This is a genomic window from Amycolatopsis sp. NPDC048633 (assembly GCF_040650695.1).
Lineage (GTDB): Bacteria > Actinomycetota > Actinomycetes > Mycobacteriales > Pseudonocardiaceae > Amycolatopsis.
Genome location: NZ_JBEZHS010000001.1, coordinates 367514 through 391971, shown reverse-complemented (window position 1 = coordinate 391971; position 24458 = coordinate 367514). Strand labels below are relative to the sequence as shown.

26 protein-coding genes and 1 tRNA gene are annotated in these 24458 nt (G+C 70.0%); 12 read left to right on the top strand and 15 right to left on the bottom strand.

Annotated elements, in window-relative coordinates:
* Positions 1–55 precede the first annotated feature (55 nt).
* On the bottom strand, positions 56–592 hold the full coding sequence (locus tag AB0C38_RS02015) for a hypothetical protein (RefSeq protein WP_360665021.1): 537 nt from the start codon (positions 590–592) through the stop codon (positions 56–58).
* Positions 593–681: 89 nt separating this feature from the next.
* On the opposite strand from AB0C38_RS02015, the gene AB0C38_RS02010 reads away from it, so the two are divergent.
* Both AB0C38_RS02010 and AB0C38_RS02005 read left to right on the top strand, forming a co-directional pair.
* Complete coding sequence (locus tag AB0C38_RS02010) at positions 682–1206, top strand: peptidylprolyl isomerase (protein WP_360665018.1); 525 nt, start codon at positions 682–684, stop codon at positions 1204–1206.
* A 31-nt stretch (positions 1207–1237) separates the two neighbouring features.
* Positions 1238–2200, top strand: a complete 963-nt coding sequence (locus AB0C38_RS02005) for a rhomboid family intramembrane serine protease (protein WP_360665015.1) — start codon at positions 1238–1240, stop codon at positions 2198–2200.
* Here the strand turns inward: AB0C38_RS02005 and AB0C38_RS02000 are convergent.
* A complete protein-coding gene (locus AB0C38_RS02000; protein WP_360665012.1) occupies positions 2197–2574 on the bottom strand; it encodes a PH domain-containing protein in 378 nt (125 codons plus the stop codon). The two genes, AB0C38_RS02005 and AB0C38_RS02000, sit on opposite strands and share 4 nt — an antisense overlap.
* A gap of 112 nt (positions 2575–2686) precedes the next feature.
* Positions 2687–2953, bottom strand: a complete 267-nt coding sequence (gene crgA, locus AB0C38_RS01995; RefSeq protein WP_348952508.1) for a cell division protein CrgA — start codon at positions 2951–2953, stop codon at positions 2687–2689.
* Between the two features lie 240 nt (positions 2954–3193).
* Between crgA and AB0C38_RS01990 the strand changes: the two genes are divergently transcribed.
* From AB0C38_RS01990 to AB0C38_RS01980, 3 genes are read left to right on the top strand one after another with little or no spacing between them, the layout of a single operon-like run.
* On the top strand, positions 3194–4201 hold the full coding sequence (locus tag AB0C38_RS01990; protein WP_360667433.1) for a class E sortase: 1008 nt from the start codon (positions 3194–3196) through the stop codon (positions 4199–4201).
* Positions 4201–4356 (top strand): hypothetical protein, encoded by a 156-nt coding sequence (locus AB0C38_RS01985; RefSeq protein ID WP_360665008.1) that lies wholly within the window; start codon positions 4201–4203, stop codon positions 4354–4356. The genes AB0C38_RS01990 and AB0C38_RS01985 overlap by 1 nt, the downstream gene beginning before the upstream one ends.
* On the top strand, positions 4329–5342 hold the full coding sequence (locus AB0C38_RS01980) for an LLM class flavin-dependent oxidoreductase (RefSeq protein WP_360665005.1): 1014 nt from the start codon (positions 4329–4331) through the stop codon (positions 5340–5342). The genes AB0C38_RS01985 and AB0C38_RS01980 overlap by 28 nt, the downstream gene beginning before the upstream one ends.
* On the opposite strand, the gene AB0C38_RS01975 is transcribed toward AB0C38_RS01980, so the two are convergent.
* The 3 genes from AB0C38_RS01975 to AB0C38_RS01965 form a co-directional block, all read right to left on the bottom strand.
* Positions 5311–5703 carry an SCO5389 family protein gene (locus AB0C38_RS01975; RefSeq protein WP_360665001.1) on the bottom strand — a complete coding sequence of 131 codons (393 nt, stop codon included), beginning with the start codon at positions 5701–5703 and terminating at the stop codon, positions 5311–5313. The two genes, AB0C38_RS01980 and AB0C38_RS01975, sit on opposite strands and share 32 nt — an antisense overlap.
* A 100-nt stretch (positions 5704–5803) precedes the next feature.
* A complete protein-coding gene (locus tag AB0C38_RS01970) occupies positions 5804–6538 on the bottom strand; it encodes an ABC transporter permease (RefSeq protein WP_360664998.1) in 735 nt (244 codons plus the stop codon).
* On the bottom strand, positions 6535–7248 hold the full coding sequence (locus tag AB0C38_RS01965) for an ABC transporter ATP-binding protein (protein WP_360664995.1): 714 nt from the start codon (positions 7246–7248) through the stop codon (positions 6535–6537). The genes AB0C38_RS01970 and AB0C38_RS01965 overlap by 4 nt, the downstream gene beginning before the upstream one ends.
* Positions 7249–7417: 169 nt before the next feature.
* On the opposite strand from AB0C38_RS01965, the gene AB0C38_RS01960 reads away from it, so the two are divergent.
* Both AB0C38_RS01960 and AB0C38_RS01955 read left to right on the top strand, forming a co-directional pair.
* Positions 7418–9244, top strand: a complete 1827-nt coding sequence (locus AB0C38_RS01960) for a histidine kinase (RefSeq protein ID WP_360664992.1) — start codon at positions 7418–7420, stop codon at positions 9242–9244.
* On the top strand, positions 9184–9840 hold the full coding sequence (locus tag AB0C38_RS01955; RefSeq protein WP_360664989.1) for a response regulator transcription factor: 657 nt from the start codon (positions 9184–9186) through the stop codon (positions 9838–9840). The genes AB0C38_RS01960 and AB0C38_RS01955 overlap by 61 nt, the downstream gene beginning before the upstream one ends.
* Here the strand turns inward: AB0C38_RS01955 and AB0C38_RS01950 are convergent.
* The gene (locus AB0C38_RS01950) at positions 9837–11156 is read right to left on the bottom strand and encodes an FAD-dependent oxidoreductase (protein WP_360664986.1); all 1320 of its coding nucleotides are present in this window, start codon (positions 11154–11156) and stop codon (positions 9837–9839) included. The two genes, AB0C38_RS01955 and AB0C38_RS01950, sit on opposite strands and share 4 nt — an antisense overlap.
* A gap of 112 nt (positions 11157–11268) precedes the next feature.
* On the opposite strand from AB0C38_RS01950, the gene AB0C38_RS01945 reads away from it, so the two are divergent.
* The 4 genes from AB0C38_RS01945 (at position 11269) to AB0C38_RS01930 (ending at position 13748) form a co-directional block, all read left to right on the top strand.
* Positions 11269–11913, top strand: a complete 645-nt coding sequence (locus AB0C38_RS01945; protein ID WP_360664983.1) for an aminodeoxychorismate/anthranilate synthase component II — start codon at positions 11269–11271, stop codon at positions 11911–11913.
* Positions 11910–12701 (top strand): ATP-binding cassette domain-containing protein, encoded by a 792-nt coding sequence (locus tag AB0C38_RS01940; RefSeq protein WP_360664980.1) that lies wholly within the window; start codon positions 11910–11912, stop codon positions 12699–12701. The genes AB0C38_RS01945 and AB0C38_RS01940 overlap by 4 nt, the downstream gene beginning before the upstream one ends.
* Positions 12689–13330, top strand: a complete 642-nt coding sequence (locus AB0C38_RS01935) for a hypothetical protein (RefSeq protein ID WP_360664977.1) — start codon at positions 12689–12691, stop codon at positions 13328–13330. The genes AB0C38_RS01940 and AB0C38_RS01935 overlap by 13 nt, the downstream gene beginning before the upstream one ends.
* Positions 13331–13430: 100 nt before the next feature.
* Positions 13431–13748, top strand: a complete 318-nt coding sequence (locus AB0C38_RS01930) for a hypothetical protein (protein ID WP_360664974.1) — start codon at positions 13431–13433, stop codon at positions 13746–13748.
* Between the two features lie 56 nt (positions 13749–13804).
* On the opposite strand, the gene pknB is transcribed toward AB0C38_RS01930, so the two are convergent.
* From pknB to AB0C38_RS01895, 7 genes are all read right to left on the bottom strand, one after another.
* Positions 13805–15763, bottom strand: a complete 1959-nt coding sequence (gene pknB, locus AB0C38_RS01925; protein ID WP_360664972.1) for a Stk1 family PASTA domain-containing Ser/Thr kinase — start codon at positions 15761–15763, stop codon at positions 13805–13807.
* A complete protein-coding gene (locus AB0C38_RS01920; protein ID WP_360664969.1) occupies positions 15760–17109 on the bottom strand; it encodes a serine/threonine-protein kinase in 1350 nt (449 codons plus the stop codon). Before AB0C38_RS01920 ends, pknB begins: the two co-directional genes overlap by 4 nt.
* Before the next feature lie 4 nt (positions 17110–17113).
* Positions 17114–18583 (bottom strand): penicillin-binding transpeptidase domain-containing protein, encoded by a 1470-nt coding sequence (locus AB0C38_RS01915; protein ID WP_360664966.1) that lies wholly within the window; start codon positions 18581–18583, stop codon positions 17114–17116.
* Positions 18580–20067 carry an FtsW/RodA/SpoVE family cell cycle protein gene (locus AB0C38_RS01910; protein ID WP_360664963.1) on the bottom strand — a complete coding sequence of 496 codons (1488 nt, stop codon included), beginning with the start codon at positions 20065–20067 and terminating at the stop codon, positions 18580–18582. The genes AB0C38_RS01915 and AB0C38_RS01910 overlap by 4 nt, the downstream gene beginning before the upstream one ends.
* The gene (locus AB0C38_RS01905) at positions 20067–21461 is read right to left on the bottom strand and encodes a PP2C family serine/threonine-protein phosphatase (protein WP_360664960.1); all 1395 of its coding nucleotides are present in this window, start codon (positions 21459–21461) and stop codon (positions 20067–20069) included. Before AB0C38_RS01905 ends, AB0C38_RS01910 begins: the two co-directional genes overlap by 1 nt.
* Positions 21458–21919: an FHA domain-containing protein gene (locus tag AB0C38_RS01900; protein WP_155548339.1), complete on the bottom strand. Its 462-nt coding sequence runs from the start codon at positions 21917–21919 to the stop codon at positions 21458–21460. The genes AB0C38_RS01905 and AB0C38_RS01900 overlap by 4 nt, the downstream gene beginning before the upstream one ends.
* Positions 21920–22019: 100 nt before the next feature.
* Complete coding sequence (locus AB0C38_RS01895) at positions 22020–23264, bottom strand: DUF3662 and FHA domain-containing protein (protein WP_360664957.1); 1245 nt, start codon at positions 23262–23264, stop codon at positions 22020–22022.
* A 131-nt stretch (positions 23265–23395) separates the two neighbouring features.
* Between AB0C38_RS01895 and AB0C38_RS01890 the strand changes: the two genes are divergently transcribed.
* Positions 23396–23478, top strand: a tRNA-Leu gene (locus AB0C38_RS01890).
* 124 nt (positions 23479–23602) lie between these two features.
* On the opposite strand, the gene AB0C38_RS01885 is transcribed toward AB0C38_RS01890, so the two are convergent.
* Positions 23603–24343 (bottom strand): trypsin-like serine protease, encoded by a 741-nt coding sequence (locus tag AB0C38_RS01885; RefSeq protein ID WP_360664953.1) that lies wholly within the window; start codon positions 24341–24343, stop codon positions 23603–23605.
* Positions 24344–24458 lie beyond the last annotated feature (115 nt).

The window sequence follows — 24458 nt, the reverse complement described above, 5'->3', positions numbered from 1 at the left end:
CAAAGCACGACTGAAGAGGCCCCCGGTGCACGCCGGGGGCCTCTTCGCGTCGCGTTCAGTTCTTCTTCTCGGCGGGCGCCGGGGACGGCGCCTTGCCGTTCGCCTGCGGGCTCGGCTTCGCCGCTTCGGCGGGCTTCGGCGCAGGCGGGGTGGCCTTCGGCGGCGCGGGCGCGACCGGGGGCTCCTGCTTCGAGCGGAGGACGTAGGCGGCACCGGCGCCGACCACGGCCAGGCCGAGCAGCCACGGCCACTTGCGACGGCTGCGAGTGCCCTTCGCCGCGGCCTTCGCCTCGACGACAGCGGCGTAGAAGTCCTTCTTCGCCGACTTGAAGTCCTTCTTGCCGCGGCGCTTCGACTCGCCGGCCGCCTTCGCGGCCTTGATGGCGGCCTTCTTCGCCTTGCGACCCGGCTTGCGCAGCTCGGAGAGCCGGGAGAGGGCCTCCTGGCGGGCTGCCTTCGAGCTCTTCTTGAGCTCCTTGCGGGTGAGCTCGGTCTTCTTCGCGAGCTGCTTCTGCGCGCGCCGGCCGTGCTTGACGCCCTCGGAGACGAGTTTGTCGGCGGTCTCGGCGGCCTGGGCTGTCGCCCGGGACATGGACTTCACCTCATCATTCGTTTTGACACTGCTCTGTTACCCGTAACCTATCGTGCCCCTTTTCGCCGCCGCCCGCTGCTGATGGCACCATGAAGCCCGTGAAAGCGACGCTGCACACCAACCAGGGTGACATCAACCTGAACCTTCACCCCGACCACGCGCCGAAGACGGTCGCGAACTTCGTCGGGCTGGCGGAGGGCACCAAGGAGTACACCCAGCCGAACGCGGCGGGCACGAACTCCGGGCCCTTCTACGACGGTTCGATCTTCCACCGGGTCATCGACGGCTTCATGCTGCAGGGCGGCGACCCGACCGGCACCGGCCGCGGCGGCCCCGGCTACAAGTTCGGCGACGAGTTCCACCCGGAGCTGCAGTTCAGCAAGCCGTACCTGCTGGCCATGGCCAACGCCGGGCCCGGCACGAACGGCTCGCAGTTCTTCATCACCGTCGCGCCGACCACCCACCTCAACTTCAAGCACACGATCTTCGGTGAGGTGGCCGACCAGGAGTCGCGCAACGTCGTCGACGCGATCGGCCGTACGTCGACGGGGCCGGCGGACCGTCCGCTGACCGACGTCGTCATCGAGAAGGTCACGATCGACCACGAGGGCTGAGCCGGTCAGGTTTCGGTAGGTTGGTTCCATCGTGAACCAACCGCCGAACCCCGCCGCCGAACCGCAAGCCGCGCTCCCCGGGTGCTGGTGGCACCCGAACCGCCCGACCGGACTGAGCTGTTCCCGGTGCGGGCGTCCAGCGTGCCCGGACTGCCTCCGTGAAGCCCCGGTCGGCTTCCACTGCACCGACTGCGTGCACGGCGGCGCCCAGCAGCAACGCCGGCAGCACCGCGGCTACCAGGAGGCCGGGTTCGGCCAGCGCACCGTCTTCGGCGCGCGGCTGTCCCAGTCGGTGCTCGTCACCCAGGCCATCCTCGCGGTCAACGTCCTGGTCTTCCTGGTCACGGTCGTCCAGTCGGGCAGCCTGAACGACAACGAGCTGTCGTCGCTCTTCCAGCACGCCAGCCTCTACGGCGACGCGACCCTCGGCCACAGCGAGTGGTGGCGCGTCCTGACCAACGGGTTCCTGCACTACGGACCCATCCACATCGCGGTCAACATGTTCTCGCTGTGGATGATGGGCCGGTCGCTGGAGCAGGTCACCGGCCGCGGCCGGTACCTCGCGCTCTACTTCGTCTCCATGCTCGGCGCGTCGGCGGCCGTGCTGCTGTTCGGCAACCCCGGCGAGTTCCCGGGGACGGCCGGCGCGTCCGGTGCGCTGTTCGGCCTGATGGGCGCCTACGCGGTCACCGTGGTGAAGCTGCGCCTGAACCCGACCGGCCTGATCATCACGCTCGCGCTGAACGCGTTCATCACCTTCGGCATCCCGGGCATCTCGATCTACGGGCACCTCGGCGGCCTCGTGACCGGAGCCCTGCTCACCGTGGCGCTGCTCTACGCGCCGCAGGCCGACCAGGCGCGCTGGCAGGCCATCGGCATCGGGATCATCGCCGTCGCGATCATCGGCCTGATGATCTACAAGGGCTCGCAGTTCCCGCCGGAGACCTGCCAGTTCGTCCAGTACCGCCAGGGCCTGTACTACACCTGCGGCTAGCTGCGCGCCCGCAGCGTGCTGAGGACGTCCAGGACGTCGCGGGGGTCCTCGCCGAGGTCGAGCCACCCGAAGACGTACAGCTCGTCCTCGTGCTCGATCTCGAGCGTGACACCGTCGCGGCCCAGCCGGCGGGTGGTGCGCAGCCGCGTGCGGGTCTGCGCCCAGGGCAGCCGGTGCGTGCCGCCGAGCGTCCGGGCCACCAGGCCCTCGGTGTCGGCGGCCAGGCGGGGCCGGACGAGCGTCGAGTGGGCGGCGAACGCGCCGACGGCCAGCGTCGCCAGTGCGAACAGCACCAGGCCGCCGCGGTCGCCGGTCAGCGCGTCGGCCACCACACCGGCCAGCAGCAGCGCGGTGACCGCCCATGCCGATACCACAAGGGCCTGACGCGGCGCCCAAGAGGTGGGGTAGTTATCCACAGGGGTTATCCACACTGGGGATGAGTCACACCGGTGTAATTCGGCGTCAAGCCGCCATTCGGAGTAATAATCAGCGCCAGCGCATAGTCATCAGGAGACCCGCGATCATCAGCGCGAACCCGCCGGCGAAGTTCCAGTTCCCGAGGTCGGCCATCCATGAGATCTTGTCCCCGGCGATGTAGTTCACCAGCAGCCAGATCAGGCCCAGGAGCATCAACCCGAACATGGGGATCTTCCAGGCGAGACCGGTGGGACCGGCCGCCCGCACCTTCACCGGCGTGCGCCGGTCGGCAGGCGGGGTGTAAGCCGTCTTCTTGCGGACCTTGGACTTGGGCATCGTGTTCCTCGCGGTGCTGTTCGGGCTGGTCGGTGGCGATGACCCGCTCGGGGTGCGCAACCAGCGCCACGTGCACACGTTAACGTAAACGACCGCAGGAAAGCAGCGGCCGGGAGTGGTCGGATTTCCCGTACCGTGACGTCGGGGTCACCAAGTGTCGGACGCGGCTTGAGAGGAGCTTGCGTGACTACGCGCGAAGGACCGGATGACGACCGGCGCAGACACCCCGGGCAACGGCCCGTGCCCCAGCGCCGGAATCCCGCCACGCCCCCGCGCGGCCAGGTGCCGCCGCGGCCCCCGGGCCCGCCGCCCCGGCGTCCGCAGGGCGCGCCGCCGCGCCGCTACACCAGCCCCGCCCCGCCGCCGGGCGCGGCCGAGGAGACGGTCGTGTTCGCCCCGGTCGGCAAGGGGGGCACCGCGACCGCGGAGAAGCCGCCCACGCCGCTGGGCAAGGGCGGCGTCGCGATCCGGACCGCCGGCGAAGTCCTCATCACGCTGGGCCTGGTCGTGCTGCTGTTCATGGTCTACGAGCTGTACGTGACCGACCTGTTCTCAGCGGGCAAGCAGTCCGAGGCGAGTGACCAGCTCAACGGCGAGTGGGAGCACGACCGCACGCTGCACCCCGAGCTGATCGACGGCAAGGCGTTCGCGCGCATCCACATCCCGACGTTCGGCGTCGACTACAACTTCACGATCCAGGAGGGCACCGACGACGCCTCCCTGGAGGTCGGGCCCGGCCACTACAAGGGCACGTCGCTGCCCGGCGAGCCCGGCAACTTCGCCGTCGCCGGCCACCGCGTCGGCAAGGGTGCCCCGTTCAACGACCTGGACAACCTCTCCTCCTGTGACCAGATCGTGATCGAAACCTCGACCGACTTCTACATCTACAAGGTCCTCCCGTACGACGACGAGATCGAGAACTGGGCGGGCGGCAAGGGCGCCGAGCCCACGTGCAAGGGCGTCTCGACCCTGCGCGACCCGAACGCCGAGGACGGCGGCGCGTACGACGAGACCTTCGGCCGCAAGGTCGTGCTGCCCAGCGAGGGCACCGCGGTGAACCCGGTCCCGTACAAGGGCGCCGAGACCCTGCCGAAGGCCCAGCAGGCCGCGCTGCTCACGCTCACCACGTGCCACCCGCAGTTCTCCGCCCAGCAGCGGCTCATCATCACGTCGGTGCTGACCCAGCAGGTGCCGAAGAACCAGGTCAAGGACTACGGCGACCTGCTCTCGAAGATCGGGGAGGCCTGATGTACGGGTGGCTCTGGCGGAAGTTCCCGGGCCCGTTCGCGGTGAAGCTGACCATCTCCGTGGTCCTCGCCCTGGGCGTGGTCGCGCTGTTGATGTTCGTGGTGTTCCCGTGGCTGGAGCCGCGGCTGTGGTTCAACGAGGTCGCGGTCAACTGAGGTTCGGGGTCTTCCTGGTCAGCGGCCGCTTCCCGGGCCAACGCGACTCCGACGTCCTGCTCCGGTCGGTCCGCGCCGCCGAGCTGGCCGAAGACGCCGGCTTCGACGATGTCTGGTTCGCCGAACACCACTTCCTGCCCTACGGCGTGTGCCCGTCCGCCATCACGCTCGCCGGGTACGTGCTCGGGCGGACGTCGCGGATCGGGGTCGGTACCGCGGTCAGCGTCCTGTCGACGACGCACCCCGTGGCGCTGGCCGAACAGTGGGCGATGCTCGACGCCGTCTCCGGTGGGCGGCTGCGGCTCGGTGTCGGGCGCGGCGGGCCGTGGCAGGACCTCGAGGTGTTCGGCACCGGCCTGGACCGCTACGAGACCGGCTTCGAAGAAACCCTCGACGTCTTCCTAAAAGCCACCACCGGCCGGGTACACGCGCGGGGAAGACACTTCGCCTTCCGGGAGGTGCCCGTGGTACCGACCCCGGAACGGCGGCCAGACGTCGTCGTCGCGTGCGGTGGGCCGGCGTCGGATGCCGTGCGCCAAGCGGCGGCCAGGAGTCTTCCGCTGCTGCTCGGCCTGCACGCGGACGACGAGGAGAAAGCCGCCACCGTCGCGGCCTACGGGAAGCCCGCGGACCACGTCTCGACCGTGCTCTGCCAAGTGGGCGACGCCGATGTCGTCCGCAAGGCGCTGCCGGCGTGGCTGAAGGGCGGGCTCGGCGCGCACGTCACCGTGGACGGACGGCCCGGGCCCAGCAGAGATCCGGGGGATTACACCGAACGGCTCTGCCGGATCCACCCGGTCGGCGACGCCGGGCACTGCGTCCGGACCCTGGAAACGAGCCTCCGGCGCACCGGCGTCTCCCACGTGCTGATGCTCGTGGAGGCGTCGGGTACGCCGGAGGGGACTTACGCGAACATCGCGCGGATCGGCACCGAGGTGCTGCCCGCGCTGCGGGCTAGCAGTCCCGCAGCTCCGGGCTCTGGTTGAGCAGCTGCCCGCGCGGCGAGACGAACGCGCGGTAGCGATCGCCGTCGAGCTCGGAGCTCCTGAACACGGCGACCCGGTGGCAGTTCTGGAAGGCCAGCTTGACGCCGAAGTGGCGCTCGAGGCCGCCGCGGATCGCGTCCGAGGCCAGGGCCCGCAGCAGCTGCCCGCGGGCCGCCTCGCTCGGTGGCGGCGTCTCGTTGTCGGCGAAGCCGTCCGCGGCGCCCTCGGCGTCGGCGATGACGCCGGTGATGACTTCCCAGGCGTACGGCAGGGATTCCTTGACGCAGGTGACGAACTCGGCGTCGGTGACCTCCCCGCGCTCGGCCTTCTCCAGCAGCGCGGGTGACACGTCCAGGGACATCGAACCTCCAGTTTGAGCAGGGCCACCCTCCTGGCTACCGGCCGGGTGGTCCCGCCACAAGAGAAAACGATGATCATCACCAATATGGCGGAAGGCCCGGTCACTCCCAGCGGAAGAACCGCGCCGCCAACGCCGTTCCGATCACCGCGAAGCCGGCGAGCACGACCAGCTGCAGCGGCTGGACGCCGGTGCCGACCCAGGCGTCCTGCAGCGGCTGCGTGCCCGGCGGGATGTAGTCGCCGATCCGCTGGAGGACCTCCGGCAGCAACGCCCGTGGCAGGTAGACGCCGCCGAAGAACATCGTCGGCAGGAAGGCGATCAGCGCGAACCCGCCGGCGGCCTTGGCCGTCCGGGCGATCGCCGCCGCCAGCAAGCCGAACGCGAACATCGAGACCATGCCGAGCAGCAGCGTCAGCAGGAACAGCAGCGGGTGCTTCGGCATCGGGACGTCGTAGGCCACGTTGGCCACGCCCAGCGTCAGGCCGATGCCCGCCAGCGCGACGACGACGTGGATCAGCAGCTGCGCGCCCAGGAGGTTCACCGGGTGCACCGGGGTGGTGGCCAGCCGGCGCAGCACACCCTGCTCGCGGTAGGTCGCGACGGCGCCCGGGATCGACTGCAGCGCCAGCATCGCGAGGCTGATGACGATCACCGAGGGCACCCACGCGTCGATGAACCGGTACCCGCCAGCGGCCGGGCTGGGCTCCGTCATGCCCGGGATGGCGCCGACCGCCAGCAACACCGCGGCCGGCAGCAGGATGCCCGCGATGCCCATGAACGGCGTGCGGAGGAAGAGCTTCGTTTCGGTGGCGGTGATCTTGGCGAAGGTGTTCACAGGGCGCTCCTCGTGAGCGTGACGAACGCGTCGTCCAAAGTGGATTCTCCGGCCGTGGCGCGGAGCTCGGCGGGGGTGCCGGTGGCGACCACGCGACCGGCGTCGAAGATCGCGACACGGTCGCAGAGCCGCTCGGCCTCGTCCATGAAGTGGGTGACCAGCAGGACGGTGACGCCGGTGGCGCGCACGCCTTCGACCAGCCGCCACGTCTCGCGGCGGGCGTGCGGGTCGAGCCCGGTGGTCAGCTCGTCGAGGATGGCCAGCTCGGGGTTGCCCACCAGCGCCAGCGCGATGGACACGCGCTGCTTCTGGCCGCCGGAGAGCTTCCCGAAGTAGGCGCGGGAGTGGTCGCGGAGGTCGAGCCGGTCGAGCAGGACGTCGACGTCGGCCGGGTCCGGGTAGAAAGACGCGAACAGCTCCAGCGCCTCCCGCACCCGCAGCTTCGCGGGCAGTTGGCTCTCCTGCAGCTGGACGCCGACCCGGCGGGTCAGTGCGGTGCGGTCGGCCGCGGGGTCGAGGCCGAGCACGGAGATCTCGCCGCTGTCGGCCTGACGGAGGCCCTGCAGGCATTCGACCGTGGTGGTCTTCCCGGCGCCGTTCGTGCCGAGGATGCCGAAGATTTCGCCGCGCTCGACGGTGAAGGAAACGCCGTCGACCGCGACGCGGGAGCCGTAGCTCTTGCGGAGGTCGGTGACTTCGATGAGTGGCATGGGGACAACGCTACGAAGGTTCCGCCGCACGCAGAATGACGCTGAATCCCCAGCTCAAGTAGGGTTTTGATGACGCGGGGGTGGGGCTGGGCCCACCCCGGTCGTGGGGCTTCGGGCAGTGCGCGGGCTCGGGCGTTCCGGCGAAGATTCCGGGGGAAGGAGGTGCCGGATGACGTACCTGCGTGCCCTCGGGCGGGCGCCGGCGCTGGCCGCGTTCGCCTTGCTCAGCTGGTTCGACGTGCTGGTCGAGCTGATCGCGTTCGCGCTGCTGTGCCTCGGGCTGGTCTTCTTCCTCGGTCCCGCGGTCGAATGGACGCGTCGCCGCTCGACCGCGGCGCGGGCGCTCGCCGCGCGCTGGTGCGGCGTCGAGATCGCCTCGCCGTACCGGCCCGAGCCGCCGGAGCCGGTTCGGGAACGCGACGGCTGGTACCGCGACGGCAACCAGCTCTACAAACGGGCGTTCTGGGTCCGCTGGCAGCACCGGCTCACGTGGGCGCTGGAGGATCCGGCGGCGGGGCGAGAGTTCACCTGGCAGCTGCTGAACCCGCTCGTCACGCTGCTGCTGCCGGTGGCCGTGCTGCTCGGCGGTCCCGCGGTGCTGCGCGGCTACGGCCGGTGGACGCGCTGGTGGCTCGGTCCTCGCCCGGCCGTCGAGCACGCGCACAAGAACTGGCTGCACCGGCACCTCGAGTCGCTCGGCCACCAGTTCGGCATCCTCGCGCTCGCCTTGGTGCAGCTGATCTTCTCGGCGTTCCAGCTGGCTGTCTTCGTCGGCGCCATGCCGCTGGCCGCCCCGGTCGTGCTGTGGACCCGGTCGTCCGTCACGGACACGCTGCGCCGCGAGGCGAAGAACTGGACGGGCGTGCGGATCCCGCGCCCGTACCTGCCGCCGCCCGGGTTGCCGGTGCCCCGCGCCGATGGGCTCTACCAGGTCGGCAAGCAGCTGTACGAGGAGCCGTTCTGGCCGGTCCAGCACGCCCGCAGGCGGTGGATCCTGCGCGATCGCGCCACCTGGCGGGACATCGCGGGCGGCGGCCTGCTCTCCCTCGTGTCACTCGTGTGCTCGCTGCCGGCCCTCGCGTTGTTCGGCTGGGCCATGACGGGCCTCTCGGTGCTTTGGGTGTGGCGGCCGTTCGTGTCGTCGCGGGCCGAGTGGTACCCGCTGCCCGCGGTGTCGACGCACCTCGGTGCGCTCGCGCAGACTCCGTTGATCCTGCTGGCGTTCGTTGTCGCGCTCACTCCGGCGCCGTGGGTCGCGCGGCAGCTGGCCCGCTTCGCCCGCGTGTGGCTGGGGCCGACCGAGTCGTCGCGGCTCGCCCAGCGCGTCGAACGGCTGAAGCAGACCCGCACGGACGTCACAGTCACGCAGGCGGCGGAGCTGCGGCGGATCGAACGCGACCTGCACGACGGGATCCAGTCACGGCTGGTCGCGATGGGGATGAAGCTCGGCGCGGTCGAAGCGCTGGTGGACACCGACCCGGCGGCGGCGAAGCGGCTCGCGGCCGAGCTGCGCGCGGCGTCCTCGGAAGCACTTACCGAGCTGCGGGTGCTGATCCGCGGAATCCACCCGCCGGTGCTGTCCGAGCGCGGCCTGCTGGACGCGGTGCGTGCGATGGCGCTCGACAGCCCGTTGAAGGCGCAGGTCACCGGCTCGCTGCCGGGGCGCATCGAGGAGCCGGTGGAGGCGTGCACGTACTTCGCGGTGTCGGAGCTGCTGGGCAACGCGGCGAAGCACGGCGCGGGGCGGGTGTCGATCGACGTCGGGTTCGCCGACGACCAGCTGACGGTGGTGGTGACCGACGACGGCAAAGGCGGCGCGAACCCGGCGCTGGGCTCGGGACTGCGCGGAATCGAGCGCAGGCTGGGCGGCTTCGACGGTAGGTTGACCCTGACCAGCCCGATCGGCGGGCCGACGAGGGCGACCGTGGAGATCCCGTGCCAGATCGACCCAGAACCGTTGTCGCCGAAGACCAATATCTCCTCCGAGACGGCCTGACGCATCTTCTGGCAGCCCACGGCTTCGACGTCGTCGCGGCGGTCGGCAGCGGTCCCGAACTGGCGGCGGCCCTGCGTGAGCACCGCCCTGATGTGTCCGTTGTGGACGTTCGCATGCCCCCGACGAACACGGACGAAGGGCTGCAGGTGTCCCTGGCGGCCCGCCGGGAGATCCCGGGGCTGCCGATCTTGGTGCTGTCGCAGCACGTCGAGCAGTTGTACGCGCGCGAACTGCTGGCGGACGGCACCGGCGCGATCGGCTACCTGCTGAAGGACCGCGTCTTCAACGCGGACCAGTTCATCGACGCGGTCCGCCGCGTCGCCGGCGGTGGCACGGTGATGGACCCCGAGGTCATCGCGAAACTGGTGGCGGGCAACGCCTCCGACCCCTTGGCCGCGTTGACGCCCCGCGAGCGCGAGGTGCTGGGCCTGATGGCGGAAGGCTGTTCCAACGCGGCGATCGCCGGCCGGCTGCACTTCAGCGAAGGCGCGGTCGGCAAGCACACGGCGAACATCTTCCAGAAGCTCGCCATCTCGGCTTCGGACGATACGAACCGCCGCGTGCTGGCCGTCCTCGCTTACCTCGGCGCCGGTTAGCCGCGCGAAACCCGCGTCATCTCGGCGCGCTCCACGACCTTGATCCGCTCCCGGCCGGCCGCCAGCCCCAGCGACTTCTCGTGCGCGTCGAGCTTGCCCCAGCCTTCCCAGGTCGTGAAGGGGATTCCGCGCGCGGCCAGGAAGTCGAGGATCGCGTCCGGGGACGCGTACTTCGGGGTCGCGAGCGTGTCCGCGTCCGACAGCAGGCTCGCGATCGTCTCCGCCGCGTCGCCCTTCGTGTGGCCGATCAGGCCGACCGGTCCGCGCTTGATCCAGCCGGTCACGTACACGCCCGGGAGCTGGTTCTCGTCCAGGTCCAGCACGCGGCCTGCCTGGTTCGGCACCACGCCGGCCGCGTGGTCGAACGGCAGCTCCGGCAGGTGCGACGACAGGTAGCCCACCGCGCGGTAGACGGCCTGGACGTCCCAGTCGTGGAACTCGCCGGTTCCGCGCACGTTCCCGTCGCCGGTCAGCTCGGTGCGTTCGGTCCGCAGGCCCACGACCCGGCCGTCCTCGCCGACGATCTCCGTGGGGGAGTGGAAGAAGTGCAGGTGCAGCCGCCGCTGGCGGGTGCCGGGCTCGCGGATCGCCCACTCCTGCAGCGTTTTCACGACCATGTCGATCTGCTTCGACGCCCGCAGCGCCGCGATACTGCCGTCGTCGAACTCGATGTCCTCCGGGGCCACGATGACCTCGACGTTCGGCGAGTGGTCCAGCTCGCGCAGCTCCAGCGGCGTGAACTTCGCCTGCGCCGGACCGCGGCGGCCGAACACGTGCACGTCGGTGATCGGGCTGGCCTTCAGACCCTGGTGGACGTTGTCCGGGATGTCCGTGGTCAGCAGCTCGTCGGCCGTCTTCGCCAGGATGCGCGCGACGTCCAGCGCCACGTTGCCGACGCCCAGCACCGCGACCGAAGACGCGGTCAGCGGCCAGGTGCGCGGCACGTCCGGGTGGCCGTCGTACCAGGACACGAAGTCCGCGGCGCCGTGGCTGCCGTCCAGGTCGATGCCCGGGATGTCGAGCTCGCGGTCGGCGGACGCGCCGGTCGAGAAGATCACCGCGTCGTAGAACTCGCGCAGCTCGTCGAGCTTGATGTCGGTGCCGTAGTCGATGTTGCCCAGCAGGCGGATGTTCGGCTTGTCGAGCACCTTGTGCAGTGCCGTCACGATGCCCTTGATGCGCGGGTGGTCGGGTGCGACGCCGTAGCGGATCAACCCGAAAGGCGCGGGCATGCGTTCGAAAAGGTCGATCGTCACGTCGGCGTCGGACTTGTCCAGGATGTCGGCGGCGTAAATGCCGGCGGGACCAGCGCCCACGACGGCTACGCGAAGAGATCGGCTCACCCCTCCCACGGTAAGTTAGGTTGCCCTAACCTAAAATGTGATTTACGGTACGGTCCACTAGTTGGGAGCCGGTAAGCTCGCCGCCATGCGCGTTCTCGTCGTCGACAACTACGACAGCTTCGTCTACAACCTGGTCCAGTACCTGGCCCAGCTCGGCGCCGACTGCACGGTCTGGCGCAACGACGTCGTGGACCTCGACCGCGTGCCCGAGTTCGACGCCGTGCTCGTCTCGCCCGGCCCGGGAACCCCGGAACGCGCTGGTCAGAGCATGGACGTCGTCCGCAAATGCGCCGAGACCCGCACGCCGATGCTCGGGGTCTGCCTCGGCCACCAAGCGCTCGGCGTCGTCTACGGCGCGACCGTCGACCGCGCGCCCGAGCTGCTCCACGGCAAGACGAGCCAGGTCCGCCACACCGGCGTCGGCATCCTCAAGGACCTGCCGGCGGAGTTCACGGCGACCCGGTACCACTCCTTGACCGTGGTGCCCGACACCATCCCGGCCGACGTCTTCGAGGTCACCGGCCGCACGGAGTCCGGCATCGTGATGGGCATGCGCCACCGCGAGCTGCCGCTGGAAGGCGTCCAGTTCCACCCCGAGTCGGTGCTCACCGAGGGCGGCCACCGGATGCTGGCGAACTGGCTGGCCACGGCCGGTCACGCCGTCGACCCGGCCCGCGTGGACGAGCTCGAGCGGGCGACCAAGGCGCTCCAGAAGGCCGCTGTTGCGTGATCCGGCTCGCGGGGGTCGGCAAGCGGTACGGGCGCGGTGACTTCGTCCTCCACGACGTCGACCTGAGCGTCGAGCCCGGGCACGTCGTCGGCGTCCTCGGGAGCAACGGCTCCGGGAAGTCGACGCTGCTGCGGATCATGGCCGGCGTCTCGCACCCGAGCACCGGCACCCTCACCGGTACCCCGCGGATCGGCTACCTGCCGGACCGCTTCCCGGCCGGCCAGCGCATGGGCGCGCGGGCCTACCTGCGGCACATGGCGCGCATCCACGGGCTCGCCGACCTCTCGGTGATCGACCCGCTGCTCGAGCGGCTCGCGCTGGTCGGCGGTCCGGCGGCGCCGCTGCGCACGTTGTCGAAGGGCAACGCGCAGAAGGTCGGGCTCGCCCAGGCCGTCATGGTGCGGCCCGACCTGCTGATCCTCGACGAGCCGTGGTCCGGGCTCGACGTCGGGACGCACGCGATCCTCGGCGAGCTCGTCGCCGAGACGCGGGCGCGCGGCGCGAGCGTCGTGTTCACCGACCACCGGCCGCAGGTGGTGCACGACCACGCCGACGTCGTCCACCTCATGACCGACGGCCGGCTCACTGCGGAGCGCTCCGCACCGACGACACGGATCGTGCTGCGCGGCGACGGCACCGGCTGGGCGGACGAGCCCGGCGTGCACCACGCGGTAGTCGAAGGCGCCCAGCTCGTGCTCACGGTCGAAGTCGCTTCGGTGGACGCCGTGCTGTTGCGGGCGCTGAAGGACGGCTGGTCGGTGCGGGAGGTGGCGCCGTGCTCGCCCTGACCCGCTACTACCTGGCGCTGCTCGGCCATTCGCAGCGGTACCTGCCGGCGCTGCTGGCCTACCTCGCGTTGTGCGTGATCCTCTACGCCGACCCGAACTCGCCGCCGCTGCCGCTGTTCGGTGTGAGCGCCGGCGGGCTGCTCGTCGTTTCGTGCTGGCTGACGATCGCGCTGCTCGACATCGAGGACCCGGTGCAGCGGCTGGTCACCCTGAGCCACGCGCGGCAGTGGCGGCGGATGGTCACCGGGGCGATCTTCACCGTGCTGGCCTGCTCGCTGGTCCTCACCGTGATCACCGAGGTGTGGTCGGCGCTCAAGTCGTTCAAGTTCCAGCCGTCGGCGCTGGGCATCGGGCTGCTCGCGCACCTCGCGTGCGCGCTGCTGGGCGTCGCGATCGCGCTGCCGTGCTCACGGCTGCTCGTGCAGCGGATCGGCTGGACGGTGCTCGCCGCCGTGGTCACGCTGATCGTCGTGCTGCTGGCGAAGATCCCGCTGGTCCACCCGCTGCTGCACGCCCTGACCGACGGTGAGCCGGTCGGCGGCCCGCTCGCGCTGGCGGTCGTGACGTCGGCGGTGGTGCTGGCCGTCAGTTTCCTGGTCGTGTCCCGGCTGGTGCATCGTCGTTCCTGAGTGCAAGTTGCAATCTTCAATTCCCGACTCGGGGTTCCGGCGGGTGCGCGGAGCCGACTAAGGTTCGGGGCCTCTCCGGATCTGGGCGAAGGGAGAACGGGTGACGGCTGGGATCGTAGCGATCACCGGGCCGGACTCCGACGGCGAACTCCAGGACCTCGCCGCCTGGCTGCGCGGCGAGGACGAGCTCCGCGGCCGCGTCCAGCTGTTCGACGTCGTCGTGGTCGGCGTGACCAGCAACTCCGCCGGCGTCTTCTGCCGTTCGCTGTTCGCCTGGCTGCTGCGCGGGCGCGAAGCCCACGTTTCCCTGAAGGTCAAACGCTCGGGCGCGGCCGAGGAGCTGGAGCTCGACTGTGGCGCCGCGAGCGACGCCGAACAAGTTCTCGGTGCCGTCCAAGGATTTCTCGACAAAGCCTGAACGACGAAGAAGGCCCGCACGGCGAACCGTGCGGGCCTTCTTCGTGTGAATCAGGATCAGGGGCCGGAGGAAGTCGTCGGGAACAACGGGCCCTCAGAGACGAAGACCGTCACGCTGTCGTCCTTGTCGATCTGCGTGCCCGCCGAGACCGTCTGCCGGGTGATCTGGCCCTCGGGTTTGTTGCTGGTCCGGTCGGACTGCTGCTTCAGGGTGCCCTTCCAGCCCATGCTTTCCATCTTGTCCTGAGCCTCGTCGACCGTCATGCCGACCAGGGAGGGCATCTGGATCTTGCTGTCCTCCGGCGGGCCCGTGGAGACGGTCAAGGTGATCTGGCTGCCGACCGCCACCTGACCGCCGTTCGGGGTCTGCTGGATGACCTGTTCCTTCGGCTGGTCGGACTGCTGCTCGACCCGCTTCACGGTGAAGCCCAGGCCGGTGAGGGCGGAGTTGGCCTCGGCGAAGGTCTTGCCGATGTAGTTCGGCACCTGCTTCAGCTGCTTGCCCTTGCCGATGGTGATGGACACGCTCGTCCCCTGCGGGGCGTCGCTCCCGGCCTGGGGGGTCTGGTTGACGACCTTGCCGACGTCGTTCTGGTCGTCGACGTCGACTTCCTGCACGGTCTGGCTCAGGGTCAGCCCGACTTCCTTCAGCTTCGCTTCCGCTTCGTCGCGGGAGCTGCCCTTCAGTTCGGGCACCTTCGAGTTGCCCGGCTTCTGGCCGATCGTGAGCGTGATCTGCGCCGACGTGGCGACCGGCGTGCCCACGTCGGGGGTGACCGAGATGACCTGGTTGATCTGGTCGTTGGTGCACGGCGTGTTGCCGCTGCTGTCGGGCACTCCGCAGACCACTGCCTTGTTCGCGCCGAAGTTGTTGAAGCCCTTCTCGCGCAAGGTGTTCTTGGCCGCCAGCTCCGACTGACCCTTGACGTCGGGGATCGCCACGGTGGTCGCTTCGTCGTTGCTCTTGAAGGCGTTCGACAGCCACATGATCAGCAGCACCGCGCCCAGTACGAACACCGCGGCCAGTACCCCGAGGATCGTGCGGCGCCGGCGCTTGGCCTTCGGGTCCTCGTCGTCCGCGGCGTCGTACTCCTCGTAGCGCTGCGGCTGGCGCCGGTCGGTGTTCATCACCTGCGTGCGCTCGTCCTCGGACATCACCATCGGCGCCGCCGGGCGCTGGCCCGACAGGGTGCGCACCAGGTCCGAGCGCATCTCGGCGGCCGACTGGTAGCGGTTCGCCGGGCCCTTCGCCAGCGCCTTCAGCACCACGGCGTCGAGCTCGGGCGCGACCGCCGGGTTGACCGACGACGGAGGGTTCGGGTCCTCCCGGACGTGCTGGTAGGCGACCGCGACCGGGGAGTCCCCGGTGAACGGCGGCTCGCCGGTGATCAGTTCGTACAGCACGCAGCCGGCGGCGTAGACGTCGGAACGGGCGTCGACCGACTCACCGCGGGCCTGCTCCGGCGACAGGTACTGCGCCGTGCCGATCACCGCGGCGGTCTGGGTCATCGCGGACTGGCCGTCGTGCATCGCGCGCGCGATGCCGAAGTCCATCACCTTGACCGCGCCGTTCTTCGTGATCATCACGTTGGCCGGCTTGACGTCGCGGTGCACGATGCCGTGGCGGTGGGAGAAGTCCAGCGCCGCGCAGACGTCGGCCATGACCTCCATGGCGCGCTTCTGCGACATCGGACCCTCGGTCTTGACGATGTCGCGCAGCGTCCGGCCTTCGACGTACTCCATGACGATGTACGGCAGCGGGCCGAATTCGGCGTTCGCTTCACCCGTGTCGTAGACCGCGACGATCGCCGGGTGGTTCAGCGCGGCGGCGTTCTGCGCTTCACGGCGGAAGCGCTCCAGGAACTGCGGATCCCTGGCGAGATCGGCACGGAGGATCTTGATCGCGACTTCCCGGCCCAGTCGCACGTCGTGGCCGTGATGGACCTCGGACATGCCTCCGTAGCCGAGCGTCTCGCCCAGCTCGTACCGGTTGGAGAGCAGTCTGGGTGTGCTCATCTCTGGGTGCCGTTCCATTCCGTCCAAGGTGTGGTCATGATGCCTTGCTGGCCATCGTCGGTCGTGCCGGGAGTGTCCGCCGGGTAGGCGCTCGAAGCGGGCGGCTCCTCAGCGGGCGGCTGTCTGCCCGGGACCACCTGGCTCGTCGTCTGACCGGTGTGCGGTGGCGAGCCCGAGCTGCCGATCATCTTCGCCACCAGGACGATGCCCGCCACCAGGACAACGAGCAGGATGGCCGCGAGGAGCGCCCACCAGCCCCACTGGGACTTCTTCCGGGCCACCGGCACCATGGCCGGACGCATCATGGGCCGGGACGGCGGGCCGATGGCGACCATCGGGTTCATCGCCGGCGACGGCGGGCCGACCGGCATGTGCTGCTGCGGCGGCGGGACCTGCTGCTGTTGCGGCGGTGGCTGCTGCTGGACCGGGTGCTGGCCGGTCGAGGCCGGGGGCTGTGCGGGGTGCTGCCCGGTCGAGTAAACGGCGTTGACCAGCCCGGACGGCGTCGGCAGCGGCATCCCGGCGCGGACCGCGGCGACGGCGTTCGCGAACTCGCCGCCGTTGTTGTAGCGCTGCCGCGGGTCCTTCACCAGCGTCGCCTCGATCACCGCGCGCGCGGCGGGCGGGACGTCCGGCGGCAGCGGCGGCGCGATGTCGCGGATGTGCATCATCGCGACCGTCACGGCGTTTTCGGACAGGAACGGCCGGTGCCCGGCGAGGCATTCGTAGCCGCACACCGCCAGCGAGTAGACGTCGGACGCCGGCTCGGCCGGGTGCCCGAGCGCCTGCTCCGGCGCGATGTAGTGCGCGGTGCCCATGACCATGCCGGACCGGGTGACCGGCGCGGCGTCGGCCGCCTTCGCCACGCCGAAGTCGGTGATCTTCACCTGGCCCGCGGGCGTCACCAGGATGTTGCCCGGCTTGACGTCCCGGTGGACCAGGCCCTGTTCGTGCGCGGCCTGCAGCGCGTTGCCCGCCTGCTCCAGCATGTCGAGCGTGAACTCCGCCGACAGCCGGCCGTGCTTCGCCAGCAACCCGGCCAGCGGGTCACCGTCGACGAGCTCCATCACCAGGTACGCGATCGACAGGTCGCCGTCGAAGATGGTCTCGCCGTAGTCGTGCACCGCGGCGATGCCGGGGTGGTTCAGCGACGCCGTCATCCGCGCTTCGGTGCGGAAGCGGTGGAGGAACTCGGCGTCGCCGGAGAGCTCGGCCTTGAGGATCTTGACGGCCACGGTCCGGTCCAGCCGGGTGTCGCTGGCCTGCCAGACCTCGCCCATCCCGCCGACGGCGATCCGGCTCGTCAGCTTGTAGCGCTCGGCCAGTAGCTGACCGGAGGACAGCATGCGCTCATCCACCCCCGAGCTTGGCGTTGATCGCCGCGCGGCCGATCTCGGCGGCGACCGAGCCGCCGGTGGCCGCGAGCCCGCGGTTACCGCCGTCCTCGACGATGACGGCGACCGCGATCTGCGGGTCGTTCGCCGGGGCGAAGGCGGTGTACCAGGCGTGCGGTGCGGTGTTCTTGGAGTCCGTGCCGTGCTCGGCGGTGCCGGTCTTCGAGGCGATCTGGATGTCCGGGCGCTTGCCGCCGCCCTTGGTGAAGCCCTCGGAAGCGATCATCATGTCCTTGAGGATCGCGGCGTTCGACGACGAGAGTGCCGCCGTGCCGGTGAGCTCGGTGGGACTGTAGTCCTCGATGGTCGAGAGGTCCGGCGCCAGTACCGACTGCACCAGCTGTGGCTTCATCGCCATCCCGCCGTTGGCCACGGTGGCCGCGAGAAGACAGTCCTGCAGCGGGGTCAGCCGGACGTCGCGCTGGCCGATGCCGCTCTGGTAGAGCGCGCCCTGGGAGTCGAGCGGGCCGACCGTGGAGGGTGCCACCTTCATCGGCACGGTCAGGTCGGTCTGCCCGATGCCGAAGTTCGCGGCGGTCTTCTTCATCTTGTCCGCGCCGAGCTGGCCCGCGAACTCCGCGAACGGCACGTTGCAGGAGTGCGCGAGCGCGTCCTTGAACGTGGTGCCCGGGCAGGCCTCGCCGGCGTAGTTCTCCAACGTGACGCTCGTGCCGGGCAGCTTCGTGTTCGGCGCCGGGTTGACCGGGGTGTCCGGGCCCTTGCCGTCCTCGAGCACCGCCGATGCGGTGACCAGCTTGAACGTCGACCCCGGCGGGTAGGTCTCCGAGATCGCCCGGTTCAGCATCGGGTTCTTCGGGTCCTTGACGTAGGAGTTCCAGGCGTCGGTCTGTGCCTTCGACGTGTGCGACGCCAGCTTGTTCGGGTCGTACGACGGCGTCGACACCATCGCCAGGATCCGGCCGGTCTTGGGCTCCAGCGCCACGACGGCACCGGTGTAGTTCTTCTGTGTCATCAGGTCGTACGCGGCCTTCTGGACGGCCGGGTCGATGGTCAGCCGGACGTTGCCGCCACTGGGGTCGCGGCCGGTGACCATGTCCGACAGCCGGCGCACGAACAGCCGCGGGTCCGAGCCGTTGAGGACGTCGTCCTCGGAGCGCTCGAGCCCGCCGGAGCCGTAGTTGATCGAGTAGTAGCCGGTGACCGGGGCGTACATCGGGCCGTCGACGTAGGACCGGGTGTACTTGTACTTGTCGTTCGACGGGTCGACCTTCGCCAGCACTTCGCCGTTCGCCTGCGACACGATCTGGCCGCGGCGGCGGGCGAACTCGTCGTAGAGGACCCGCGCGTTGCGCGAGTCGGTGCGGTAGTCGTCGGCCTTCACCACCTGGATGTAGGTGGCGTTCGCCAGCAGCAGGACGACCATCACGAGCATCGCCATGCCGACCTTGCGCAGCGGGGTGTTCATGCCTGGGCGCCCCCGTCCGCCGGCGGGCGCTGCACGAGCACGGTGTGCGCCTCGGCGATCGGCGCCTGCGGCTGGGCCTGCGGCTTCGGCCGCGCCGCGGGCCGCCGGGCGGCGTCCGAGACGCGGAGCAGCAGCGCGACGAGGATGTAGTTCGCCAGCAGCGACGAACCACCCTTCGACAGGAAGGGAGCGGTGATACCGGTCTCCGGGATGAGTTTCGTGACCCCGCCGACGACGACGAAGATCTGCATGACCATGGTGAACGCCAGCCCGCCGCCGAGCAGCTTGCCGAACGTGTCCCGCACCGCGAGCGCGCTCCGCATGCCGCGCATCGCGACCAGCAAGTACAGCATCAGGACGGCGGCGAGACCGATGAAGCCGAGCTCTTCGCCGATCGCGGCGGTGATGAAGTCGGTGTTGGCCTCCGGGACCATGTCCGGGCGCCCGGCGCCGAGGCCGGTGCCCCCGATGCCGCCGGTGCCGAGCCCGAACAGGCCCTGCGCGATCTGGTAGCCGCCGCCGAGCTTGTCGTAGGTGGCCAGCGGGTCCAGCCAGTTGGCGACGCGCTGCTGGACGTGCGTGAAGAGGTTGTAGGCGATCAGGCAGCCGCCGACGAAGAAGCTCAAGCCCAGGACGACCCAGATGATCCGCTCGGTCGCCACGTACAGCATCATCAGGATGACGCTGAAGAACAGCAGTGACGTGCCGAGGTCTTTCTCGAACACCAGGATGCCGATGCAGGCGATCGCGGCGATGAGGATCGGGCCCAGGTCACGCGCGCGCGGCAGCTCGACGCCGAGGAACTTCTTGCCCGCCACCATGAACAAGTCGCGTTTCGACACCAGGAACGAAGCGAAGAAGATCATCAGCAGGATCTTCGCGAACTCGCCCGGCTGGATCGAGAACCCCGGCAGTTTCAGCCACACCTTCGCGCCGTTGACCTCGGACAGGCTCGACGGCAGCAGCGCCGGCAGGGCCAGCGCCACGATGCCGACCAGGCCCGCGGTGTAGCCGTAGCGGGTCAGCGTGCGGTGGTCGTTCACGAAGACCAGCACCGCGACGAAGAACGCCAGCGAGATGACCGTGAACAGCACCTGAGCGGTGACGGCGGGGGTGTAGTCCTTGCCGTTCTGGGTGGCCCGCTCCGCCAGCGCCAGGTCGATCCGGTGGATCATCACCAGGCCGATGCCGTTCAGCAGGGCGACGCAGGGGAGCAGCACGGGGTCCGCGTAAGGCGCCCACTTGCGCACCGCCAGGTGCGCCGCGGCGAAGATGGCGAGGTAGGCGAGGCCGAGCCAGACGATCGACCAGGTCAGCTGCTGCTCCTGGTTCGCCTCCACCAGCACCAGGGCGATGGTGACGATGAACGCGGCGAACCCCAGCAGCACCAGCTCGGTGTTGCGGCGGGTCGGGACGTCGCGCGGCGGGTTCGTCTGGAACTGCGCGGCGAGCGGCTCGGCGGTGCGCGCGGCGGGCTGGCTCATCAGTTACCGCCTCCCGTCGTCGGTGCCGTCGAACTCGGCGTCGAGCAGTCCCTCCCCGCTGGCTGGTTCGCCGACGACGGAGCAGTGGAGCCGGCCGGTGCCGACGGGGACGTCGGCGTGGCCGTGGGCGTCGGCGTCGGGGACGGCTGGCTGCCCGCCGGCGCGCAGTTGTTCAGGCGCTTGTGCAGCTGCAGGAAGTCGTCGATGTACTTCCGCGCGTCGTCCAGGCTGTCCTTCTTGACGCCGTTCTGCACCGCCAGCCGCGCGTCTTCCTGGAGCTGGTTGACGCGCAGCTTGTCCGTGCACACCTGGTTCGGCGGGCACGAGCCCTGCTCGTAGGTGTGCAGGTCGATGCCGAGGATGCTGCCGGGGACGCCGCGGTAGATCACGACCTCCTGGTCCGCACCTTCGCCGACATAGTACTGACTCAGGACGAAGTACCGGGTCGCGATGGCGGCCGCGGCGAGCACCACGAGCACCACCAGCGCACCGGCGAGCCAGCGGAACCGCTTCCGGCGCCGGGCCTTCGGATCCACGCTCGGCTGCGGCAGCTCCGGACGCGGCTGCTGCGGCGGCTGGGTCAGCGCCCTCGCCCGCGCCGCGGGGGAGTCGCCCTGGTGCAGCTCGTCGCTGCCGTCCCCGGCGGCGCCGCCCACGATGGGCGCGTCCTCGCCGAAGTCGACGTCGACGACGTCGGCGATGATCACCGTGACGTTGTCGGTACCGCCGCCCTTGAGCGCCAGCTCGATCATCCGGTCCGCGCACTGCTGCGGGTCCGGGATCTGCACGGCTTCGGTCAGCGTCTCGTCGCTGACCATGCCGGACAGGCCGTCCGAGCAGATCAGGTACCGGTCGCCGGAGCGGGCTTCGCGCACGGTCAGGCTCGGTTCGACCTCGTGGCCGGTGAGCGCCTTCAGCAGCAGCGACCGCTGCGGGTGCACCGCCGCCTCTTCGGGCGTGATCCGGCCCTGTTCCAGAAGTTCGTTGACGAAGCTGTCGTCACGCGTGATCTGCGCGAACTGGCCGCTTCGCAAGAGGTAGGCGCGTGAGTCGCCGACGTGCACCAGCCCCAGGCGGGTGCCGGCGAACAGCACAGCGGTCAACGTGGTGCCCATGCCGTCCAGGTCGGGGTCCTGCGAGACGAGCTCGGCGATCGCGGCGTTGCCGTTCGCCACCGCCTCTCGCAGCTGGGCGAGCAGGTCGTCACGCGGTTCGTCGTCGTCGAGGGGGGCGAGCGAGGCGATGACGACCTTGCTGGCCACCTCACCCGCCGCGTGGCCACCCATCCCGTCGGCGAGCGCGAGCAGGCGGGGGCCGGCGTACACGGAGTCCTGGTTGCTCGAACGCACCAGGCCCCGGTCGCTGCGGGCTGCGTAGCGGAGGACGAGAGTCATGGGCGAAGCTCGATCACCGTCTTGCCGATCCGGATGGGGACTCCGAGCGGGACCCGGAGGGGTGCAGTGACCTTAGCCCGGTCCAGATAAGTGCCGTTGGTCGAGCCCAGATCTTCCACGTACCAGTCCTCACCGCGCTGGGCGATCCGGGCGTGCCGGGTCGACGCGTAGTCGTCGTCGAGCACCAACGTGGAGTCGTCGGCCCGGCCGATCAGGATCGGCCGGCCGTCCAGCGCGATGCGCGTCCCCGCGAGCGCACCGTGGGTCACCAGGAGCTGCTGCGGCGACTTGCTGTTGCGCGGCTTCTTCTCCTTCTTGCGCCCGAAGGTCGGCACTTGGACCCGCATGCCGGAAGCCGCGTAGAGGTCCGAGCGCACCACTCTGAGCGCGGCGAGCACGAAGAGCCAGAGCAGCACGAGGAAGCCCACCCTGGTGAGTTGTACGACCAGCTCTGGCACTTGGTGTGTCCGCTCCCGACTCGTCCGTGCAGCCGCGGCGCGGGTACGCCGCGGTCCCCCCGCACGTCAATTCTGCGGGAACAGTATTCCGTGCCCCCAGTCAGCCCTGCGTACGGAACACGAGCGAGGAGTGCCCCACCCGGATGACGTCGCCGTCCGCGAGCTGCCAGGTCTGGACCGGAGTGCCGTTCACGGTCGTTCCGTTGGTCGAGCCGATGTCGGCGAGCGTCGCGCTCTGGCCGTCCCAGGTGATCTCCAGGTGCCGGCGCGAGACGCCGGTGTCCGGCAGGCGGAAGTCCGCGTCCTGGCCGCGGCCCACGACGTTCCCGCCCTGCTTCAGCGAGTACGTGCGGTTCGAGCCGTCGTCCAGCTGCAGGCTCGCCGCGAGCTGGCGGCCCGCCGCGGGCGGGGCGTAGCCACCCTGCTGCTGGGCGTACGGGTCGGCGGCCGGCTGGGCGTACGCCTGCTGCTGCCCGTACTGGTCGTAGCCGCCCTGCTGCTGGCCGCCGTACTGGTCGTACCCGGGCTGCTGCTGGCCGGCGTACTGGTCGTACCCACCCTGCTGGTAGCCGCCCTGCTCGTAGCCACCCTGCTGGGGCTGGGCGTAGCCGCCCTGGTCGTACCCGGGCTGCTGGGCCTGGCCGCCGTAACCCTGGTCGTAGCCGCCCTGCTGGGGCTGGCCGTAACCACCTTGGTCGTAGCCGCCCTGCTGGTAGCCGCCCTGTTCGTAACCACCGCCCTGGGGCTGCCCGTAGCCACCTTGGTCGTAGCCGCCCTGCTGCTGGCCGTAACCCTGGTCGTATCCGGGCTGCTGGCCACCCTGGCCACCCTGCTGTCCGTAGCCGTACTGGCCCTGCTGGCCGTACGGGTCACCCTGGTCGTATTGGCCGTAGCCGGGGGGCTGGCTCATTGCTGGGTCTCCTGCGTTGCTGGGTCGTGCCGGCCGCGATGAACCGGCGCCTGAGGGGCGGGCGTCGGGATCGACGGACGAACGGGTCTTGAACTGTCCAGTATGCAGCGCCTCGTTGCGCTCGAGTGATACGACGACGTCACCATAGGTGTCCAGGCCCTCGGCGGCGAGGTGTTCCGCCACCGCCTTGGCCAGCACCTGGGTGACCCGTTGCTCGTCACCGGCCATGCGCTCGTGGTCAGCTGCCCCCAGGGACACGATGTAGTGATTGGGGGCGAGCTGTCGACCGCCTGCCAGCTCACGAACGTTCTCCTCACTCTCCCGCTCCAGGGCGATCGCCACTTCCTGCGTGACGACGTTGCCACCGAACATGCGCGCGAAAGTGTTCCCCACCAGGTTCTCGAGGCGTCTGTCAAAACGCTCGACGCGGCTCACCGGGGAAAACCTCCTCACACGTGTGCTTCCGCTATCGATCCTATCCGGGTGAGCCCGCCTCGACACGGCCCCCGGTGAAACCGGTGAGAACCACCTGCTAGTCTTCTCCTCGCTGTCGTAGAGAAGCACTCGGGCGAGTGGCGGAATGGCAGACGCGCACGGTTCAGGTCCGTGTGTCCGAAAGGACGTGAGGGTTCAACTCCCTCCTCGCCCACAGCGAAAGGGCCCCGGCTGGTTGCCGGGGCCCTTTTTCGTGTCCGGGGGCCGTTTCGCTCAGGTGGGGAATATCACCCGTTTGGCTCTGCGTGGTGTTCGCTCACGGCGCACCTCGAGGTGTATCAAGCCGTCGTTTTGGTGATCCAGGCCGCCAGGACGTCGGCTCGGCTCGTCGTTTCGATGCCCGCGTGGGGGCAGCCCGGGCCCGTCGCCTCCAGGGCCACGAGTTCGGTCCCCGTGAAGTAGGGGGCTCCGGAGTCGTACGTGCACGCGCTCGTGGTGATCTCCGGGGCGGCCCCGCGGACACCCAGAGTGGCCGGCTCCACCTTCGCCACCGCCACCGTGCCCTGCTGCATGCGGGAGGCCGGCTTGGGGTCCGTGCCCGTCAGGCTGCCCCAGCCCGCCAGGGTCAGCTGCTGGCCGACCTTCGGCGCCGTGCGGTTCACCTTCAGGGGCTGGACCGTGGCCACCGGGGTGTCGAGCTTGATCAGGGCCACGTCGTTCTCCTTGGCCTGGACCACCTCGGTCACCTTGCGGGCCACGCCGGATTCGGTGGCTTCGTCGACCAGGCCCAGGGTCGCGGTGGTCGGGTAGGGGACCTTGCCCGAGACGCGGTTGCGGTTCGCGTCGTGGAAGCAGTGGCCCGTGGTCAGGACCCAGGCGGGGGCGATCAGGGTGCCGGTGCAGTAGCTGCTGTAGGTGGAGCCGTCCGGGCGCGGGATCTTCGTCATCGCTAGCTTCGCGACGAACCCGAACTGCCCGGCGGGCACGTCCGTGCCGTGGGCGACCCCCGGCGCGGCCCAGGCGGCGGGGGCGGTGGAGATGGTCAGGACAACAGCGGCGAGCAGAGCGCGCAGGCGCATTCTTCCCCTTCGTCGAGTCGGTGATCGACGTTCGACGTTAGGGCCGCCGCGGTCCCCGCGGAATTCCCTGGCCGGGCGTCACCCGGTGGACCATCGGGTGACGCCCGGACGGAGG